General features: G+C 77.2%; 16 protein-coding genes. 7 read left to right on the top strand and 9 right to left on the bottom strand.

Annotation, left to right across the window (positions count from 1 at the left end; genetic code table 11):
* Positions 1 to 30: 30 nt before the first annotated feature.
* The 4 genes from ATL51_RS05870 to ATL51_RS05855 all read right to left on the bottom strand — a co-directional run bounded on the left by ATL51_RS05870 (position 31) and on the right by ATL51_RS05855 (position 4005).
* On the bottom strand, positions 31 to 831 hold the full coding sequence (locus ATL51_RS05870) for a glycosyltransferase family 2 protein (RefSeq protein ID WP_100877932.1): 801 nt from the start codon (positions 829 to 831) through the stop codon (positions 31 to 33).
* On the bottom strand, positions 828 to 1898 hold the full coding sequence (locus tag ATL51_RS05865) for a glycosyltransferase (protein ID WP_100877931.1): 1071 nt from the start codon (positions 1896 to 1898) through the stop codon (positions 828 to 830). Before ATL51_RS05865 ends, ATL51_RS05870 begins: the two co-directional genes overlap by 4 nt.
* On the bottom strand, positions 1895 to 2989 hold the full coding sequence (locus ATL51_RS05860; RefSeq protein ID WP_253069355.1) for a glycosyltransferase: 1095 nt from the start codon (positions 2987 to 2989) through the stop codon (positions 1895 to 1897). The genes ATL51_RS05865 and ATL51_RS05860 overlap by 4 nt, the downstream gene beginning before the upstream one ends.
* Positions 2990 to 3102: 113 nt before the next feature.
* Positions 3103 to 4005, bottom strand: a complete 903-nt coding sequence (locus ATL51_RS05855; RefSeq protein WP_157818235.1) for a WcbI family polysaccharide biosynthesis putative acetyltransferase — start codon at positions 4003 to 4005, stop codon at positions 3103 to 3105.
* Between the two features lie 75 nt (positions 4006 to 4080).
* Between ATL51_RS05855 and ATL51_RS05850 the strand changes: the two genes are divergently transcribed.
* The 4 genes from ATL51_RS05850 to ATL51_RS05840 are packed head-to-tail and all read left to right on the top strand — an operon-like array spanning position 4081 to position 8356.
* Positions 4081 to 5094, top strand: coding sequence for a glycosyltransferase family protein (locus ATL51_RS05850; protein ID WP_100877928.1), 1014 nt, complete (start codon positions 4081 to 4083; stop codon positions 5092 to 5094).
* Positions 5091 to 6050 carry a hypothetical protein gene (locus tag ATL51_RS28610; RefSeq protein ID WP_167409967.1) on the top strand — a complete coding sequence of 320 codons (960 nt, stop codon included), beginning with the start codon at positions 5091 to 5093 and terminating at the stop codon, positions 6048 to 6050. The genes ATL51_RS05850 and ATL51_RS28610 overlap by 4 nt, the downstream gene beginning before the upstream one ends.
* Positions 6047 to 7300, top strand: coding sequence for a glycosyltransferase family 2 protein (locus ATL51_RS05845; protein ID WP_167409966.1), 1254 nt, complete (start codon positions 6047 to 6049; stop codon positions 7298 to 7300). The genes ATL51_RS28610 and ATL51_RS05845 overlap by 4 nt, the downstream gene beginning before the upstream one ends.
* Positions 7301 to 7345: 45 nt before the next feature.
* Positions 7346 to 8356 carry a hypothetical protein gene (locus ATL51_RS05840; RefSeq protein ID WP_157818234.1) on the top strand — a complete coding sequence of 337 codons (1011 nt, stop codon included), beginning with the start codon at positions 7346 to 7348 and terminating at the stop codon, positions 8354 to 8356.
* 108 nt (positions 8357 to 8464) lie between these two features.
* Here the strand turns inward: ATL51_RS05840 and ATL51_RS05835 are convergent, their stop codons facing one another.
* The 4 genes from ATL51_RS05835 to ATL51_RS05820 all read right to left on the bottom strand — a co-directional run bounded on the left by ATL51_RS05835 (position 8465) and on the right by ATL51_RS05820 (position 12316).
* Positions 8465 to 9715: a hypothetical protein gene (locus ATL51_RS05835; protein ID WP_208622926.1), complete on the bottom strand. Its 1251-nt coding sequence runs from the start codon at positions 9713 to 9715 to the stop codon at positions 8465 to 8467.
* A gap of 158 nt (positions 9716 to 9873) precedes the next feature.
* The gene (locus ATL51_RS05830; RefSeq protein ID WP_100877925.1) at positions 9874 to 10848 is read right to left on the bottom strand and encodes a heme-dependent oxidative N-demethylase subunit alpha family protein; all 975 of its coding nucleotides are present in this window, start codon (positions 10846 to 10848) and stop codon (positions 9874 to 9876) included.
* Positions 10845 to 11783, bottom strand: a complete 939-nt coding sequence (locus ATL51_RS05825) for a PDR/VanB family oxidoreductase (protein WP_301548911.1) — start codon at positions 11781 to 11783, stop codon at positions 10845 to 10847. Before ATL51_RS05825 ends, ATL51_RS05830 begins: the two co-directional genes overlap by 4 nt.
* Positions 11780 to 12316, bottom strand: a complete 537-nt coding sequence (locus tag ATL51_RS05820) for a dimethylamine monooxygenase subunit DmmA family protein (RefSeq protein WP_100877924.1) — start codon at positions 12314 to 12316, stop codon at positions 11780 to 11782. The genes ATL51_RS05825 and ATL51_RS05820 overlap by 4 nt, the downstream gene beginning before the upstream one ends.
* A gap of 157 nt (positions 12317 to 12473) precedes the next feature.
* Here ATL51_RS05820 and ATL51_RS05815 point away from each other — a divergent pair, with 157 nt between their 5' ends.
* The 3 genes from ATL51_RS05815 to ATL51_RS05805 all read left to right on the top strand — a co-directional run bounded on the left by ATL51_RS05815 (position 12474) and on the right by ATL51_RS05805 (position 15527).
* Positions 12474 to 13352 (top strand): hypothetical protein, encoded by an 879-nt coding sequence (locus ATL51_RS05815; RefSeq protein ID WP_157818233.1) that lies wholly within the window; start codon positions 12474 to 12476, stop codon positions 13350 to 13352.
* 55 nt (positions 13353 to 13407) lie between these two features.
* On the top strand, positions 13408 to 14070 hold the full coding sequence (locus ATL51_RS05810) for an SDR family NAD(P)-dependent oxidoreductase (protein WP_100877922.1): 663 nt from the start codon (positions 13408 to 13410) through the stop codon (positions 14068 to 14070).
* Between the two features lie 98 nt (positions 14071 to 14168).
* Positions 14169 to 15527 carry an AI-2E family transporter gene (locus ATL51_RS05805; protein WP_100877921.1) on the top strand — a complete coding sequence of 453 codons (1359 nt, stop codon included), beginning with the start codon at positions 14169 to 14171 and terminating at the stop codon, positions 15525 to 15527.
* Here ATL51_RS05805 and ATL51_RS05800 read toward each other — a convergent pair.
* Positions 15512 to 18055: an HAD-IC family P-type ATPase gene (locus tag ATL51_RS05800; protein WP_301548910.1), complete on the bottom strand. Its 2544-nt coding sequence runs from the start codon at positions 18053 to 18055 to the stop codon at positions 15512 to 15514. The two genes, ATL51_RS05805 and ATL51_RS05800, sit on opposite strands and share 16 nt — an antisense overlap.
* Positions 18056 to 18093: the final 38 nt, after the last annotated feature.

The raw sequence follows: 18093 nt of genomic DNA, 5'->3' as shown, positions 1-18093 counted from the left end.
CCGCTCGCCCGGACGTCGCTCCGGCCGGTCTCACCCGACCCGCAACACGTCACACACCGGGTCGAACTCCACTGCGCCCGTCGCGTGCAGCTCGCGCAGCCAGCCCGCCATGGGCCACCACCCCCAGCGGTCGTGGAACAGTCGGGCGTTGCCGACGATCTCGGCGATCCGGGCCGGGTCGGTCCGGGCCGGCGGATGGTGCTGGTGGTACGCGTGCGCCCCGCCCACCCACACCAGGTCCAGCCCGCAGGAGAGCGCGAAGTCGGTGTCCTCGCCGCCGTAGCCGGCGTAGTCCTCGCAGAACCCGCCGCCGGCCCGCCACGCGTCGGCGGTGACGGCGAACGACAGCGACCAGAACAGCTCCCGGCGCGGCTCGGCGACCAGCGCCCCGTCGGCCGGCGCCGGGCGCGCCGGGTGCGGGTCGGTGTGACGGTACAGGTCCCGTTCCGGCAGCACCCCCGCCGGCAGGTAGGTGACCGGCCCGCACAGCAGTGCGTCCGGGCGTCGTGCCGCGGCGCGGAGGTAGCCGTCGACCAGGCCGTCCCCGGGCAGGCAGTCGACGTCGAGGAACACCAGCAGCGTCGCCCCGCCGGCGAGCGCGGCGCCCGCCCCGGCGTTGCGCGCCGCCGCCAGCGGCAACGGCCCCGGCGCGGGCACGGTGAGCACCCGGGTCGGCGGGCCCGCACCGGCGGTGGCGGGCTCCGCCCCCATTCCGACGACGACGTGGGTCACCGCCGGTCCCGCGGCGAGCACCCGGCGCTGGCGGGCGAGGTGGCCGGCGCGGCCGCGGACCACGGTGACCACGGCGACCCGCGCTCCGGGCGCGCTCACGCGGCGATCCCGTCGAGCACCGCGGCCGCGCGTTCCGCGGCCCGCCCGTCGGACCAGCGCGACCAGCCCGCCCCGCCGCGGGACACCGCCTCGTCGAGCACCCCGGGCCAGTCGGCCGGAGCGGGCCAGCGGTCGCGGACCGTCGCGAGACCGGCTGCCCGCAACACCGCGCCGGTGGCGACCTGCTCGCCGTAGGGACGCTCGGCCGGGACGATGACGGCGGCGCGGCGGGCGGCGGCGATCTCGGCGACGACGTTCTGCCCGGCGTGCCCGACGACGACGTCGGCGTCCTGCAGTTCGGCCCACACCTCACCCGTCCACCCGGCGCAGGCGAGGTTCGGCGGGGCGTCGCGCAGCGCGCCGGTCAGGCCGCCGGCGACCCGCCAGGTCCAGTCCGGGGTGGCGGACGCCGCGGCGGCGAGCGCGGCCGGGTCGGCGCCCCCGTCGCCGCTGCCGGTCAGGACCAGTACCCGGCGACGGCCCGGACCCGGGCGGGCGGTGCGGTCGTCGTAGCGGGACAGGCCGCCCAGGTGCACCGTCCGGCCGGTCAGCTCCGGGCGCCACGGCCGCGGCGGATCGGCGGGCCACGGCGCGAGCAGGACCTCCGCCAGGTCGTAGACGGTGCGGTGCGCCCGGTCCAGCCGTTCCCCGGGCTGCGCGACGACGGCGACCGGCACTCCGTGCAGCCGGGCCAGCAGCGCGATCTCCACCGACACGTCGGCGACGAGCAGCCGGGCCGGGCCCGCGGCGAGCAGCGCCGAGACCGCGGCGGTCCGGGCGCGCAGACCGTCGTGGTGGCGGGGCACCCAGTGCAGCGTCCCGCCCGCGGTCACGTCGGCGGTGTCGGCCGTGTCACCACCGGCGGTGTCGCCGCCGCCGGTGTCCAGGGGCAGCTCGTGCCAGGCGCCGGGCCAGCCGCGCGGGGCGGGCCGGGACCCGACCCCGACGACCGGGGTGCGGCAGTGCGCGGCGATCGCGGCGGCGCGGTGGGCGTGCCCGCTGCCGTGGTGGTGCACGTAGTAGACGATCGTGCCGGACGTGGCGCCCGGGCCGGTGCCGCCGGTCATACCGCGGCCAGGGCCCGGTAGAGCCGCTCGTAACCGTCGATCATCACCTCGGCCGAGCAGGTCGCCTCGGCGTGCCTGCGGGCGTCGGTGCGCGAGAGCAGCGATGCCGCGCGGATCGCCTCGGCCAGCGCCTCGACGTCGCCGGGCTCGGCCAGCACCCCGCTGAGCGGATCGACGATCTCCGGCAGCGCACCCCGGGCGAACCCGGCGATCGGGGTGCCGCACGCCAGCGCCTCGGCGACGACCAGGCCGTAGGGCTCGTCCCAGCACGGCGACACGACGGCGACGGTCGCGTCCCCGACCAGGCGGGCCAGCGCCCGGTGGTCGAGGTGGCCGAGGTAGTCGACGCCGTCACCGAGCAGCGGGGCGACGCAGGAGTCGAAGAACGCCCGGTCCGGGCACGGCCCGGCCAGGCGCAGCCCGGTCCCGGCCAGCCGCGCCGCCCGGATCGCCTCCACCGGGCCCTTCTCCGGGACGACGCGGCCCGACCACACCGGGACCCCACCGCCCGGCCCGTACTCCCAGGCCGCGGTGTCGACCCCGTTGCGGACCACCGTCGCTCGGGCACCGGTCGGCGCCCAGGCGCGGGCGGTGTGCGCGCTGACCGCGGCGAACCGCAGCCGCTGCGGGTCGCCGAGCCGCACCGCGGACTCCATCCACGGCGTCGGCGGCGTGTGCAGCGTGGTCAGGACGGGGGCGTCGAGCGTGTCGGCCAGCGCCAGCGGCAGGTAGTGCAGGGAGTTGTTGTGCACCACGTCGTAGCGGCCGCGTTCGCGCGAGAGCGCCAGCAGCAGCTCCAGGTAGGAGTGGTGCTCGGCGAGGAACCACTCCGGCGGCATGCCGACGTCGCTGCGGGCGGCACGCGAGATGGGAGGCAGCACCGCCATCTCCCGCACCCGCAGTCCGGGGTCGGAACCGGGCGCGCCGAAGACGGTCACGTCGTGACCGCGGCGTCGCAGCCGGGACGCGAGCCCGGCGGTGTGCGCCTCGAGCCCTCCCGGGAACGGTTCACGGATCGGGTAGCGGGCGGAGGCGATGAGCGCGATCCGGGCGGTCACCGGTGGAAGGCGGGCGGGGTCATGGGTCGACACGCTCCGAGGCTCGTGGGGCGGAACCGTGCGAGCTGGCGGCTGAACCCGGACGTTCCACCGATCATGCGGTGCACCGGCCCCCCCCACAACTCGACCTTGGGCCCCCGGCCCGGCTACAGCCCCAGCAGCTCCAGCGTGTCGGCGTGCCGGGCCAGCCCGGCGTCCACCCATCCGGGGTGCGTGGCGTACCAGTCCCGTTGCGCGGCGGCGACCTCGTCCTCGCCGATCGCCCGGTCGGAGACGCACCAGTGCGGGCGCGGCGGCGTGTCCAGCCCGAGGGCGTCGACGACGTCGGCGCGCAACGGGGACCGGATCCCGCCGAGCAGGGTGCGTCCGGGGTCACACACGACGCCCGGCATCCCGGCGGCGTCGAGGATCCGCCCGGCGAGCAGCATCAGCACCCCGTTGCCGGGGTGGTTGAGGGTGTGTGCGGCCGCCGCGCCGAACCCGGCGATCGCGTCGGACACCCCGGCGTCGGTGTCGCGGGCCTCCCGCCGGGCGAGCTCGGCGATCCCGCGGCGGCCCACCTCGCGCAGCGCCTCCGGCGTCGGCGGCGGCCCCGGCTCGCGTCCCGCGGCGGCCGCGAGGGCCCGCAGGTCGTGGTAGGGCACCCCCGGCGGGGCGGCGGCCGGGTCGGACGCGTGGCGCACGATCGCCGACCACGGGTGCAGCGCGGGATGGCGGATCACCGGCCAGCGGACGACGACCGCCCCCGGCGCCAGCCCGGCGGCGACCTGGGCGGTGCCCAGGGGCAGGTCGCGGTAGTCGTCGCGGACCGGCTGGGACGCCAGCAGCCGGGTCCGGGACAGCAGCCGGCGCAGGTGGGGCAGGTCGTCGGCGGTGAGCTCGTGCACCGGCGGGATGCGCACGGGGGTGACCGGCAGGCCGTCGACGCCGGCGAGCAGCACCCGGACCGACTCGGCCTGGCAGTTGCCCCACACCAGGGCGAGCGGTCCCGGCGGCGGCGCCTCGAGGCCGTAGAGGACGCCGTAGTGGCGGCGGCGCGGATCGGTCACCCGGTCATCGTGGCCCGTGCGGTTGATCCGCGCCCGGACGGGCATCCCGGGGGACCCGAGGAGAGGAGCCGTCGCGTGCGCGTGGCGTCCGTGCCCACCGCCCATCCCTACGTGGCATCGCTGCGCCACCCCGAGGTGGCCCGGCTCCCGGACCCGCCGGTCCCGGGCGCGCGTCCGGGGGTGTGGTGGCCCTCGCCGTGGCTCGACGCCGACCACCTGCGTGCGCACGCCGCGGACGTCGACCTGCTGCACGTCCACTTCGGCTTCGACGACCGCACCCCCGACCAGCTGCGCGCACTCGTCGCGGCACTGGGGGAGACGGGTGTCCCGCTGGTGCTGACCGTGCACGACCTGCGCAACCCGCACCACGCCGACCCCGCGCCGCACGCCGCAGCCCTCGACGTGCTGGTACCGGCCGCCGCCGGGCTCGTCACGCTGACCCCGGGGGCCGCCGCGCGGATCCGGGAACGCTGGGGACGCGAGGCGCTGGTGCTGGGGCACCCGGCCGTCGTCGGGCCGGAGTGGCTGCGCCGTCCCCGGCCCCGCCGCGCCGACGGGTTCGTCGTCGGCCTGCACGCCAAGAGCCACCGCACCAACGCCGACCCGGTCGGGGTGGCCCGTGCGCTCGCCGCGACCGCCCCGCCCGACGTCCGGCTGCGGGTCGACGCGCACGACGACGCGCGTGGCCGCGCCGTGGCGCACGCCCTGCGCGACGAGCCCCGCCTCGAGCTGCGGGTGCACCCCCCGTTCGACGACGACGCCCTCCACACCTACCTCCAGGAGCTCGACGTGTCGGTGCTCCCGTACCGGTGGGGGACCCATTCCGGCTGGCTGGAGGCCTGTCACGACCTCGGCACGACCGCGCTGGTGCCCGACGTCGGACACTTCCGGGAGCAGGCGCCCTGCCTGACCTACACCCTCACCGACGACGGACCCGACCGCGCCTCGCTCGGCGCCGCCGTCGCACTGGCGCACCGGACCCGTCCGACCTGGCGGGCCGACCCCGGCGACCGGGAACGGCGCCGCGCCGAGGTCGCCGACGCCCACGCCCGCGAGTACCGCCGCGTCCTGGCCGGGGTGGCGCGGTGACCGTCACCGTGCGGGTCGTCGCACCCGGGGCGTCCGGGCACGGCGTGGTCCGGCACGCCGCCGCCGTCGCCGCCGCGGTGGTCGCCGACGGCGTGGTCCCGGTCGGTTCCGGCCAGGCCGACCTCACCCACGCCCAGTTCACCGACGCACTGTGGGGTGCCGGGGTCGCCGCGGCCGCCGACGCCTTCGTCGAGCAGGCGGAGGTCCTGCCACGACCGCTCGTCGTGACCCTGCACGACCTGCCCGGCGCCGACCCCGACCCGGCCCGCGACGTCCGCCGGTCCGCCGGCTACCGGCGCGTGGTCGCCGTCGCCGACGCGGTCGTCGTGTCCGCGGGGCACGAGGCCGACAAGGCTCGCGCGCTCGGCGCGGCCGACCCGGTGACCCTGCCGCTGCCGCTGCCGGTCGTCGTGCCGGCCGAGCAGGCGCCGGGCTGGGCGGGGCGCCCCACGCTCGGCGTGCTCGGGTTCGTCTATCCCGGCAAGGGGCACGAGGCCGTGATCGACGCGGCGGCGGCGCACCCGGACCGGCCCGCGGTCGTCGCCGCGGGGGCGGTGTCCGACGGGCACGACGAGCTCGCCCGGTCCCTCGCCGGGTACGCCCGGTCGCGTGGGGTGGACTGGATCCTCACCGGACACCTGGAGCCGGCGGCGCTCGCCGCGGCGGCGGCGGCGGTCACCGTCCCGGTCGCGCCGAGCCGCACCGTCAGTGCCAGCGGTTCGCTGCTGGCGTGGCTGGCCCACGGCCGCTACCCGCTGGCCGCGGCCGGTGCCTACGCCCACGAGGTCGACGCCGCCGCTCCGGGCGCGGTGGCGCTCTACGACGACGACGCCCGCCGGGACGCCCTCGTCGCCGACGCCCTGACCCGGTCCGGCGCGACCCGCGGCCCGGTCCCGGACTGGCCGGACGCCGGAGCCGGGCACGCCGCCCTCTACCGGAGGATGGTCGGCCGGTGAGCGTGCCGGGGAACCGCTGGGACCTGCTCGCGCCGCACACCGGGCCGCCGCCGTCGGTGGGGGTGGTGGTGTGCCACTACCGCCAGCCCGCGCAGCTGGCCCGCACCGTCGCCGCGCTGCAGACGCAGACCCGACCGCCGGTGTCGGTGGTCGTCGCCGACGACGGGTCCCCGGAGCCGCCCGACCCGGCCGCGCTCGCGGGGCCGGTCCCGGTGCGGGTGGTGACCCAGGACGACCGCGGGTTCCGCGCCGCCGCCGCGCGCAACCGCGGCGCCGCGCAGGTCGAGGGTGACGTCCTGGTGTTCCTCGACGCCGACACCGTCCCCGGGCCCGGCTTCGTCGCAGCGCTCACCGCGCGGATCGCGGCCTGCCCGGACGTGCTCGCCGTCGGGCGTCGCCGGCACGCGGACCTGTCCGGCACCGCCCCGGGCGACGACCCGGCCGGCGCGCCGCAGCTGCCCGACCCGGCCTGGCTCGCCGACGGCTACCGCCGCACCCGCGACCTGCTCGACGCGTCGGGCACGGACTGGCAGCTGGTCATCAGCGCCGTGCTCGCCCTGCACCGCAGCCTGTTCGACGACCTCGGCGGCTTCGACGAGCGCTACGTCGGCTACGGCGGCGAGGACTGGGACCTGGCCTACCGGGCCTGGAACAACGGTGCGCTGCTCGTCCACGAACCGGCCGCGGTGGCCTGGCACGACGGCCCCGACTGGGGTGGCCGCCCGGAGGACCACGACGCCGTCGGCGGTGGCAAGGACGGCGAACGCATCCGGATCGCCGCGCTCGTCCCCGACCCCGGCGTGCGCGGCGCACCGCTGCCCGGCGCGCTTCCGGACGTGCTCGCCACCGTCGACGCGGACGCGCACGGGTGGGAGCTGGTGGAGATCGTCGACGCGGTGCTGAACCAGACCCATCGCGACGTCCGGGTCCGGCTGCCGGGCGGCGACCCGCGGCTCGACGAGCTCTACCGTGGCGTCGCCGACACGGGCCCGTGGAGCCCCGACCGGCTGTGCCGCGCCCGGGCCCGGCTGCACGTCCACGCGCCGCTCCCGCCCGACGCGCTGGCCCGCGCCATGGACCTGCTCACCGGCCACGACCTCGGCCGCGTCGAGATCGCGGGTCCGGACGGGCGGACCTTGGCCGTACTCGTCTCCACCCGGGCGGCGGGCCGGGCCCGGCGCGGGCGGGTCGACGACGCCGTCGCCCAGCACCGGGAGGGCGTCGCGACCCTGCTCGCCGGGATGCCGTAGCCCTACGGAGGCCCGACCGCACCGGATGGCCCTAGCCTCGCCGGCATGACCGCACCAGCTGCCTCCCCGGTCCGCGGGGCCCGCCGCGCGATGATCGTCGCGGTGGTCGCCTCGCTGCTCGTCGCCTCGCTCTGCGGGATCGTCGCCCTGCTCGGCGGCGGCTTCGGCGACCTGCAGGCACGGATCGTCGCGACCACCCTGGTCGTCGCCGCGTTCGGAACCTCGGCGCTCTGCCATCTCGCCGTCGTCACCCGCGCCGTGCGGGCCCTCGGGTTCGCCGGTCTGGCGGCGAGCGTCGTCGCCGCGGTGGCCGCGCTGTGGCTGGTCTGGGGCGGCGACGAGCTCGTCGAGGGCGACGGCGACGGGTCGGTGCTGAAGACCCTGCTGGTCGCGACGATCGTCGCGATCAGCCTGGCGCACGCGAACCTGCTGCTGCTCCTCGCCGAGCGGCGCCGCACCGTGATCCGCGCAGGACTCGGGCTGACCCTGGCCGCGATCGCCGTCGTCGCGACGATGCTGGCGCTGCCGGTGATCACCGACGGCGAGGTCGGCGACAGCGAGTGGTACTGGCGCTGGTTCGGCGTCGCGGGGATCGTCGACGCGCTCGGCACCATCGCCCTGCCGGTACTGGCCCTGGTCCTGCGCGGCCGGGGGCACGACCCCGCCGCCACCGACCCCGCGCCCACCGAGCCCGCCGCCACCGGGCCCGCCGCCACCGGGACTCAGCTTGGCTCCACCGGGGCCGCCACCGGGTCGGTGTCGTCCGGGCCCGCATCCGCCGGGAACACGACCACGGGGGCCGCGACCGCCGGCACCGCGTCGGCCGGTGCGCGGGCCGACGGGGCGGCGGCGGCACCCACTGCCGCGGTGGCGGGCTCCGACGGCACCGGGGGCGACGACACCGGTACCCCGAGCGCGGAGTCGGACGTGGCGCCGGTCCGGATCGTGCTCGACCTGCCTGCGGACCTGGTCGCCCGGCTCGACGCCGCCGCGGACGGGCAGGCGCGGGACGCCGCGGCGCTGCGCGTTCTGCGGAACGCCCTCGTCGAGGGCTGACCCGCCGGATCCACGCCGGTTCCGGGCTCACCGCACCGCACCGCGGCCCGCTGCGCCGCCGGTCCGGCCGTCACGACCGCTGCCGGCGCCGGGCGGAGCCGGTGTCGGTCAGGCCGGGGTGTCCCTGCCGCGGTCACCGTCGTCGGCCCGGTCCAGCCGTGCCCGCCGCTCCTGCTCCCGGCGGCTGTACGCGGCCTGGCGGACCGCGCCGTCGTCGGCGAACCCGGAACCCAGTGCCCCGGCGACCGTCCCCATGGACGTCGACAACCAGGCGATCATGATCCAGTCGTCCGGCCCGGACTCGCGCATCAGCGTCGAGGACAGGTAGTCCGGCGGGATGACGAGGACCGCCGCGACCAGGGCCAGGACGAACAGCAGCGCGAACATCGTCAGCACCCCGCACGCCACGGTGATCACCGTCGAGAGGTTCGACAGCAGCATCTCCTCGCGCAGCGAGCGGTGCCGTCGCGACTCCCACAGCCGGTTGTCGAGGATCAGCCACGCGGTCATCCCGACCAGGGCGATCAGCATGACCGTCACCTGCCGGGCGGTCCCGAGCGCGGTCGCCAGCTGCCAGATGTTGGAGTAGAAGATCCCGAACGCGGCCCCGGCCGCTGCCGCGGCGATGGCGGGGGACAGGCTCGGTACCAGCCGCCACGGACGGTTCGCGCGGACCATCCCGGCCAGCAGCCGCACCCGCCCGCGGAGCCCGGTCAGCGCGAGGCGGACGTCGATGTCGTCCTCCACCCCGCCGCTGCCGGCATCGGAGTCGTCCGCGGGCCCGCGCCGGGCGGCGTCGCCGTCCGCCCGGTCGTCCCGATCGCGGTCGCGCTCCTGATCGCGGTCCTGGTCGCCGTGGTCGCCGTCGGTCCCGGCGCGGGTCCCCGAGTCGATCCGGGTCAGCGGTCCCGCACGACCGGCGTCCGGCGCCCCGCCCTCCTCGGCGCCCGCGCGGTCGGGGGGCACCAGGTGCCCGGTCACGAGACGGACCACCGTGTCGCGGCACCGCCGGTACTGGTTGATCGCGCCCAGCGCGGGCAGCGACACCAGGCCCACCCGGTGCCCGGTCCCGCCGTCGGCGACGACCGGATCCGCCCCGGAGCGGCGCGGCAGGTCGGTGAGCAGCACGACGGCGTCGGCGCCGTCCTGCTCGCGCACCCGGTCGCCGATGTCGAGAGCGGGCAGCGCGCCGCGCTCGTCCAGGACGATCGGCTCGTCGGCGAGACGGACCTCCCAGCGGGCGTCGTCGTGCTCCCCGAGCGCGGCGGGCAGGTCGCGGACGAGCCGGTGGGCGAGCTCGGTCGGCAGCCCGGGGTCGGCGACGAGGTCGAGCACGGTGGTTCGGGGCGCGTCGGTCACGGCGCGCGAGGCTAGCGGCTGTCGGTCGCGTTCGGGCGGTGGGTGGTCGGGCGGCGCGGCCTCCTGCTCGAACGTGTGCCCGTGTCGGTGTGGCCGAGGGGGCCGACAGCTCGGGGCGAGTCGCGAGGGGGACGGGGCTGTGGGGCCGCCACCGCCGGTCAGGACCCGGCGCGCAACCATCCCGCGGCGATCGAGGCCAGCGGCTCCAGCTCCTTGTACCCCGCGACCTCCGGCGGCAGCGTCTCCAGGACCGACGCGAGGCGCTCGCGCCAGGCCGGTACCCGCGCGATCTCGTCGAGCGGCAGCAGGCGGACACCGATCAGGAACAGCACCGCGCCGGTCAGCGGCAGCCGCACCAGGTGCTGCACCTCGGTGCGCAGGTGGATCTGCCGGCCGGGGTCGGTGAGGTCGAGCCGGGTCCGTGCGGGCTGCCACAGCGGGGCGGCGTCGAGGGACAGGTCGCGGCGGTCGTCGGGCTGCAGCCCCCAGTTCAGACGGCGGTAGGCCTCGCCGGGGTGCAGCCGCAGCAGGAAGCGCTCGGCGCGCTCGAACACCCCGCCGGGACCGTTGCCGGGGACCGGGCCGTGCAGCTCCCGGAAGCTCATACCGGCGTCGAACCCGAGCGACCAGACCGAGGCGAACGCGACGGCACCGGCGTCGAGCCACAGCGCGTCGTCGCGGGCGCCGAGCACCACCACGTCCTCCGCGACGAGCCGGGACACCCAGCGCAACGGGTGCTCGGGCAGGGTGGCGTCGTCGCCGAACACGAACTCCTGGTCGGTACCGGTGGCCGCGTCACGGAACCGCCAACCGCCCGTTCCGCCGGTCCGGCCGGGGGTGCGGGTCAGGGAGCAGGTGCCGGGCTGCTCGGCGGCGAGGCGCCCGAGCAGGTACAGGCAGGCGTCCCAGCAGGAGGCGCGGGCGTGCGGCGCGGCGACGAACCGGGCGGGCTCACGGTCCAGGATCGACGCGCGCTCGGCGGCGACGGCGGGACGGTCCGGGCCGTCGTGCACGATCCGCGCGCCCCAGCAGCCGGCCTCGGTACGGCGCTCCACCCCGGCCGGTTCGACGTTCGCGCTGATCCGGTAGGTCGGGTGCGGCAGCGGGAACGGGTAGTCGTCGACGCCGGTCACAGGTCCAGCTCCAGTGCCGTCCCGGCGGCGCGGGACACGCAGAGCGCCATCCGGTCGGCGCGCTCGTCGGCGGTCAGGACCGTGTCGCGGTGCTCCACCCGACCGTCGACGACGGGTGTCACGCACTCGCCGCAGACACCGCGCCGGCACATCGCGGGCGCGGCGACCCCGGCGCGGTGCACGGCGTCGAGCAGGGTCTCGTGGGCACCGACCTCGACCGTGCGACCGCTGCGGCGCAGCACCGCACGGAACGGGGTACCGGGACCGGGTTCGGGGACGAACGCCTCGGAGTGGACGCGGGCGTCGACCCAGTGCGCGGCGCGTGCGGTCCGCGCGGCCGCGGCGATGAGACCGGGCGGGCCGCAGGTGTGGACGTGGCTGCCGAACGGTGCCGTGGTCAGCAGCCGCTCCAGCGCGACGTGGGCCTCGACGCGGCCGGTGGCCTCGACCAGCCGGCCCCCGCAGAGCGCGCGCAGCTCGTCGCGGTGGGGCGCGGGGCCGGGGCGGTGGACGGTGAGCACCGTGAACGGGTTCCCCCAGAACGCGTGCCAGCGGGCGTGGGACAGGACCGCGGTCACCCCGATCCCGCCCGCGACGAGCAGGTGGTGGCGTGCGGTGTCGACCGGCGGGAACGAGCTGCGCGGCGTCGTCGCCTCGACCGCGTCGCCCGGGGCGAGACCGTGCGCCCACACCGAGCCGCCGCGCGAGTCCGGGCGTCGCGCGACCGAGACGTGCCAGCGGTCGGGTGCGGGGGACGGCGCGGTCAGCGAGTAGGAGTTCCAGCGGCCGGGCGCCCACTCGACGCCGATGTGGCCGCCGGGCGGGGCCGCGGGCAGCGGCCCGGTCCCCGGTGCGGCGGCGAGCTCCAGGGAACGGACGCCGGGCGCGGCGTCGGTGACCGCGGCGACCCGCAGGTGCACGGCGGGCCGGGTCACGGCGCCCGCTGCGGGGTGGGCGCGCCGAGGAACGCCGCGAGCCGGCGCGAGTGGTGCCCGGCGACGTGCAGCACGAGCCGGCAGCCGGGGCAGGCCACGGCGTCCCCGACGTCGGCGTGCACGACGACGCGGTGGTGGCAGTGTCCGCAGTGCACCGTCCGGTCCCGGGTGGAGTCGGCGACGTCGGTCGGGACCAGGACGAGCTCCTCGTCGAGGGCGCCCCGGTGCAGCGCCGCGGCGCGCACGGCCTGCACGACGGTCTCGGGGCCGGTGACCAGGATCCGGGTGCCGGTGACCAGCGTCGTGAGCTCCCGGTCCAGCAGGCTCGCCGCGTCCCCGCCGGTGGGCAGCCGGACCAGGCGGTCGGCGGGCCCGAGGTCGGGATCCGGCGCCGACCCGGCGACGACGACCAGGTGCGGCGCGTCGCCGCGGCCGGCCGGGCCGGTGTAGCGCGGCACCGTGGTCCGGCCCGGTGCGACGTGCGCGGACGGGGCGGCCGCGCCGGTGCGCAGCGGGCGGACGGGATCGGCCATGACGGGCGTGATGCTACGAGCGTCGGGTGAACGGTGGGTGGCGCCCAGCGCATGCGCGGGTCACCATTTCTGGTGACACTGCCGGGGAATCGGTGACGATCTCGGCGCCGGCGCGATGCACTGCGTGGGGCGCCCGCACGCCGGAGAGGGGGACGTCATGGACGGCACGTCGTACCGCCCGCGGCACGCCCTGCGTGAGACCCCGCCCACGATCGCCGTCCCGGCGCAGCGGGGCGCCCCGCGGGACGAGGCCGTGACCCGGCCGGACGTCGACGGCCACCGCGCCGCCGCACCGCCGCAGGATGTGCCCGCCCACCGGATCGCCGTCCCGCAGCCCCGCCCGGCACCGCGGACCACCGCGCCCCAGCACGGCACCGCGCCCTGGTGGGCGGTCGTCCCCGCACCCCGCGACGGCGCGCACCCCGCGCCGCCCGCCCCGGCACCGGAGCGACCCTGGTTCACCCCGGCCCCGGTCGTCGTCGAGCCCGCCGCCGGGCCCGGCGCCGACGGGAGGCTGCCCGGCTTCCCGACCACGCTGTTGCCGCGCCGCCGTCGCCCGCTCGCGGTCGGCGCGGGCCTGGCCGCCGGGATCGCCGGGATGCTCGTCGTGTTCGCGGTGGTCGTCGGCGCCGCGGGTGCGGCGGGCCGCGGGATCGACGACGCCGCCACCGCGACGGCCGCGGTCGGCGACTGGCGCGCCGCGGGCGGTCAGGTGCACGTCACCGCGATCACCGAGGCCCTGCGCGACATCGCGCGCGCCGGGTCCGACGGCGGGACCGTCGCGCTGGCCGAGGCCTGCCGCGACCTGCGCGACGAGGTCGCCTCCGCGCAGGCGTACCCGGCGATCCCGGACGCCGTCGCCCAGGTGTACTGGCGTGACGGGCTCGCCGCGGGCGCCGACGCGGCCCGGCACTGCATCGCGGGCGCCTCCCTCGGCGACCCCGGGCTGCTCGGCGACGCCGCCCAGGAGCTCAACGGGATGAGCACGCAGCTGGGCGCCGTCGCGGACCGGCTCACCCTGCTGTCGGGCGGCTGACCCCGCGGGCACCGCGGACCGTGCGCCTCCGCGCCACGACCCGCATGATCACGCCATGACCACCATCGCGATCGTCGGTGCCGGACCGGGACTCGGTGCGGCGGCGGCCCGGCGCTTCGGGCGCGAGGGGTTCGAGGTCGCCCTGATCGGACGGCGCCGCGACCGTGCCGAGGCGCTGGCCGCCGAGCTGGCCGACGACGGCGTCGCCGCGCACCCCTTCACCGCCGACGCCCGCGACCCCGCCGCCCTCGCCGCGACGCTGGAACGGGTCGCGGAGACCGTCGGCCCGGTCGAGGTGCTGCAGTACAGCCCCGCACCGCAGAAGGACTTCCTGCGGCCGCTGCTCGAGACCACCCCGGCCGACCTCGTCGGGCCGGTCGAGATGTCGGTGTACGGGCCGGTCGCGGCCGTGCACCAGGTGCTGCCCGGGATGCGCGCGCTGGGCCGCGGCACGGTGCTGTTCGTCAACGGCGGCAGCGGGGCCCGGCCGTCGTCGCGGGTGGCGGGCACCTCCATCGCCTTCGCCGGGCTCGGCGCCTTCGCGGCGATGCTGCACGACGAGCTGGCCGGCGACGGCGTGCACGTCGCCCAGCTGATCGTCCCCGGCGCGATCGAGCCCGGGCACCCCCGCAAGGACCCCGCCGTACTCGCCGGGACCCTGTGGACACTGCACCGCGACCGGCCCGCCGGGTTCCGCCATCTCGCCGACGACCTCTGAGCGCCCTCCGGGGTGTGGCGTGGGCGTTGCGGCGGGCACCGGGACTCCTGCGCGGCTAGGGTTCCCGCCGCAGGTCGACGGTACGAACGGAGTGGGTCATGGATTCGGGGTCGCAACCGGCCGCGCGCGCCGAGAACCGTGGGGCGCGGCGGGACCCGGCGGGGGGCGGGCTGCTGAGCCCGTCGCCGACGGCCCCGGCCGCCAGCCGCGGCACCGTCATCGGCAACGGGCTCACCTGGCTGGCGGCGTGGAGCCTGCGGGTCGCGCTGATCGCCGTCGGACTGGTGATCGTCGGCTACGTCATCGGCATGCTGTGGGTCGTCGTCTGGCCCGTCGTGCTCGCGATCCTGCTGGCCACCGTCCTGCGTCCGCCCGCGGCGCTGCTCATCAGGTGGCGGGTGCCGGCCGCGGCGGCCTCCGCGATCGTGCTGCTCGTCGGCATCGCCGCGGTGACCGGGCTGTTCGTGAGCATCGCGCCGTCGATCGCCGGGCAGACCCAGCAGATCACCTCCGGGGTGATCGCGGCGCTCGGGCAGATCCAGCAGTGGGTGACCGGGCCACCGCTGAACCTCGGCGACGGTCAGATCGGTGACATCGTCAACCAGGTCACCCAGCAGTTGCAGCAGAGCGCGACCGCCATCGCCGGCGGCGTCCTGACCGGGGTGTCCACCCTGGCGTCCGGGCTGATCTCGCTGGTGCTGGCGCTGGTGCTGACGTTCTTCTTCGTCAAGGACGGGCCCCGGTTCCTGCCGTGGCTGACCTCGATCACCGGTCGCAGCGCGGGCGGGCACATCGCCGAGGTGCTGCGCCGGATGTGGGACGTGCTCGGCGGCTTCATCCGCGTCCAGGCGCTGGTGAGCCTCATCGACGCCGTGTTCATCGGCATCGGCCTGGTGCTGCTGGGCATCCCGCTGGCGCTGCCGCTCGCCGTGCTGACCTTCGTCGGCGGGTTCATCCCGATCGTCGGTGCGGTCGTCGCGGGCTCGCTGGCCGTGCTCATCGCGCTGGTCACGCAGGGCTTCGGCACCGCGGTCGCGGTGGCGGTGCTGGTCGTGGCGGTGCAACAGATCGAGGGCAACGTGCTGCAGCCCTTCCTGCAGGGACAGAGCCTCAAGCTGCACGGTGCCGTCGTGCTGCTGGCGGTGACGGCGGGCGGGTCGCTCGCCGGGATCGCCGGTGCGTTCCTCGCGGTGCCGGTCGCGGCCGTCGTCGCGGTGCTGCTGCGCTACCTCGGTGAGCAGATCGACCTGCGGGACCGCCGGTTCTCCGGTGTGGACGACGTCGCCGCGGGCACCCCGGTCACCGCCGTCGACGGCGCGGCCCCGGCCTCCGCCGCTACCGGCACCGACACAAAGACCGGGACCGGGACCGACACGGCAACCGGGGACGACAGCGAGACCGTCGGGGGCGACGCCGTGCCCGCCCCGCCGGACTCCGCCCGTCAGGACGGCGGCTGACCGACCCGCCCGGGCAGCCGGTGGGTCCCCAGCATCCGGTCCATCAGCCGGAACCGCAGCACCACCCACATCAGGGCGAACCAGCAGACCAGGACCGGCAGCACCACCAGGAACACCGGCCGCGCCGCGCCGGTGAGCCCGAAGTACGACGACAGCGCCGGGGTCCCGACCACGCCCGCGAACACCACGGTCAGGCCCAGCACCAGCCAGGCCGGGCGACGGTCGGACACCGGTGCCGTCCACGCCGCGAGGAACCGGTGCGGCGGCAGCAGGAACAGGATCAGCACGAACGACGCCGGCCCCACGAACGTCGACAGCCCGGTCTGCGCGCCGAGCGTCGCGGCCGCACCGGCGAAGTCGGCGTCGGTGCCGTAGGTCAGCCCGGTGTAGCTCTGGAACTGCTCGATCACCTGCGCCGGGGTCCGTCCGCTGGTGAAGCCCTGGAGGATGCCCTGGTAGAGCACCGTGTAGACGACCGTCCCCGCGCCCGCGGTCACCACGGATGCCGGCACCACGAAGCGGGCGAGGTTGCTCAGCAGGTCCGGGTCCGGCTCGGACGGCGTCGCCCACAGCGTCAGGAACAGCGTGGGCACGCCGACGGTCAGCAGCGTCAGCCCGACCTGGGTGGGGGAGTAGGGGAACCCGAGCCCGAGCATGGTCACGGCCATGATCACCAGGCCCTGGGTGGCGACCCGGGTGAGGAACACGTACATCGACACGGCGATGCCGTCGATGATCCGGCGGCCCTCGGTGCGCGCCGGCAGCAGCGCGTCGAACGAGTCGTCGACGAGCACGATGTCGGCGACGTCGCGGGTCACCGCCGAGCCGCTGCGCATCGCGACGCCGACGTGGGCCCGTTTGAGGGCACGCGCGTCGTTCACCCCGTCACCGAGCATCGCGACGTGCGCGCCACCCCGGCGCAGGCTCGCGACGACCCGCTCCTTCTGCTCCGGGGTGACCCGCCCGAACACCGTGGTCCGGGCGACGAGCGCGTCGAGCGCGGCCCGGCCCCCGGCGGAGTCGTCGAGCTCCTCGACCTCGGACCCGGCGACCGCCTCACCCACGTCGAGCCCGGCCTTCGCCGCGAGCGCGGCGACGGTGCGCGGGTCGTCGCCCGAGAGCACCTTCACTGCGACCCCGTCCGCGGCGAACCGCTCCAGGGCGTCGGCGACGCCGGGGCGCAGCTCGTCGGACAGCACCACCAGCGCCACCGGGTCCAGGGCGGGCAGGGCGGGGCGACCGTCGCCGTCGCGCAGCGCGGCGCCCGCCCGCGCGGCCCGGGCCAGCAGCAGCACCCGCAGCCCGGCTGCGGTGCGCGCCTCCACCCGGTCGGCGACGGCGTCCGGGTCGTCCAGGTGCGGTGCGAGCGCGTCCGGGGCGCCGAGCACGAACGCCTCCCCGCCGGTGGTGACCTGCCCGGACCAGCGCAGCGACGAGGTGAACGCGACCTCGTCGCGCAGCTCCCACGGCGTGCCGGGCAGCGCCGTGGCGAGCGCGGCGGAGGTGAGGTTCGGGTCGGCCACCGTCGCCGCGAACCGCGCGAGCACCGGCCCCGGGTCGGTCCCGTCGAGCGGGTCGAGCCCGTCCATGCGCAGCGCGCCGGTGGTCAGGGTGCCGGTCTTGTCGGTGCAGACGACGTCGACGTGGGTGACCGCCTCCACCGCGTTGACCTGCTGCACCAGCGCGCCGCGCCCGGCCAGCCGGGCCGCGCCGCGGGTGTAGGCGACGGCGATCAGGAAGAACAGGCCGTAGGGGACCAGCCCGGACAGCACCGCGGTGATCTGCACGACCCGCAGCAGCGAGAACCCCTCCAGGAACGCCTGGGCCAGGATCGCGCCGCTCATCAGCACGACCAGCACCATGGTCAGCCGGACGACGAAGTCGATGCGCCGCTGCAGCGGTGTCGCCTCGGTGGTGTCCGCGCGGGCCTGCAGCGTCAGCCGGCCGGCGTAGCTGTCGGCGCCGACGGCGGTCGCGCGCTGGCGGGCGGTGCCGGCGACGCAGTGGCTGCCCGAGCGCAGCAGGTCGCCGGGGGTCCTGACGACCGGGTCGGACTCGCCGGTGAGCAGCGACTCGTCGGCCTCGGCCCGCCCGGTCAGCACCGGCCCGTCGACGACGACCTGCTCGCCCGCCCGCACCACCAGCACGTCCCCGGCGACGACGTCGGCGGCCGGCACCCGCTGCTCGGAACCGTCCCGCACGACGGTGACCTCCGCGGCGTCGAGCAGCTGCAGCCGGTCCAGCTTCCGCTTGGCCCGCATCTCCTGCACCGCCCCGACGACGGCGTTGACCAGGCCGAGCCCGACGCTGGTCAGGGCGTCGCCGTAGCGGCCCAGCACCAGCAGGACCAGGCCGATCGCGAACAGGATCGTGTTGTAGGAGGAGAAGACGTTGGTACGCAGGATCCGCCCGTAGCCGCGCGTCCCCGCGGTGACCGGCGCGTTCGTCCGGCCCGCCCGGCGCGCCGCGGCGACCTGCGCCGCACTCAGCCCCTCGTCGGCCGCCGCCTCCACGATCCCGGCCGCCACGCCGTCCCCTCCCCGCCGTCGGTCCCGTGCGTGGCGAT

Source organism: Pseudonocardia alni (genome assembly GCF_002813375.1).
GTDB lineage: Bacteria > Actinomycetota > Actinomycetes > Mycobacteriales > Pseudonocardiaceae > Pseudonocardia > Pseudonocardia alni.
Note: the sequence above shows the minus strand (reverse complement) of the source record. Positions and strands in the feature narration are given on the sequence as shown.

Bases quoted from the DNA above. Each gene is read 5' to 3' on its own strand.
- ATL51_RS05805 (WP_100877921.1), top strand. From the start codon at position 14,169: ATGGATTCGGGGTCGCAACCGGCCGCGCGCGCCGAGAACCGTGGGGCG.
- ATL51_RS05810 (WP_100877922.1), top strand. From the start codon at position 13,408: ATGACCACCATCGCGATCGTCGGTGCCGGACCGGGACTCGGTGCGGCG.
- ATL51_RS05815 (WP_157818233.1), top strand. From the start codon at position 12,474: ATGGACGGCACGTCGTACCGCCCGCGGCACGCCCTGCGTGAGACCCCG.
- ATL51_RS05840 (WP_157818234.1), top strand. From the start codon at position 7,346: ATGACCGCACCAGCTGCCTCCCCGGTCCGCGGGGCCCGCCGCGCGATG.
- ATL51_RS05820 (WP_100877924.1), bottom strand. From the start codon at position 12,316: ATGGCCGATCCCGTCCGCCCGCTGCGCACCGGCGCGGCCGCCCCGTCC.
- ATL51_RS05865 (WP_100877931.1), bottom strand. From the start codon at position 1,898: ATGACCGGCGGCACCGGCCCGGGCGCCACGTCCGGCACGATCGTCTAC.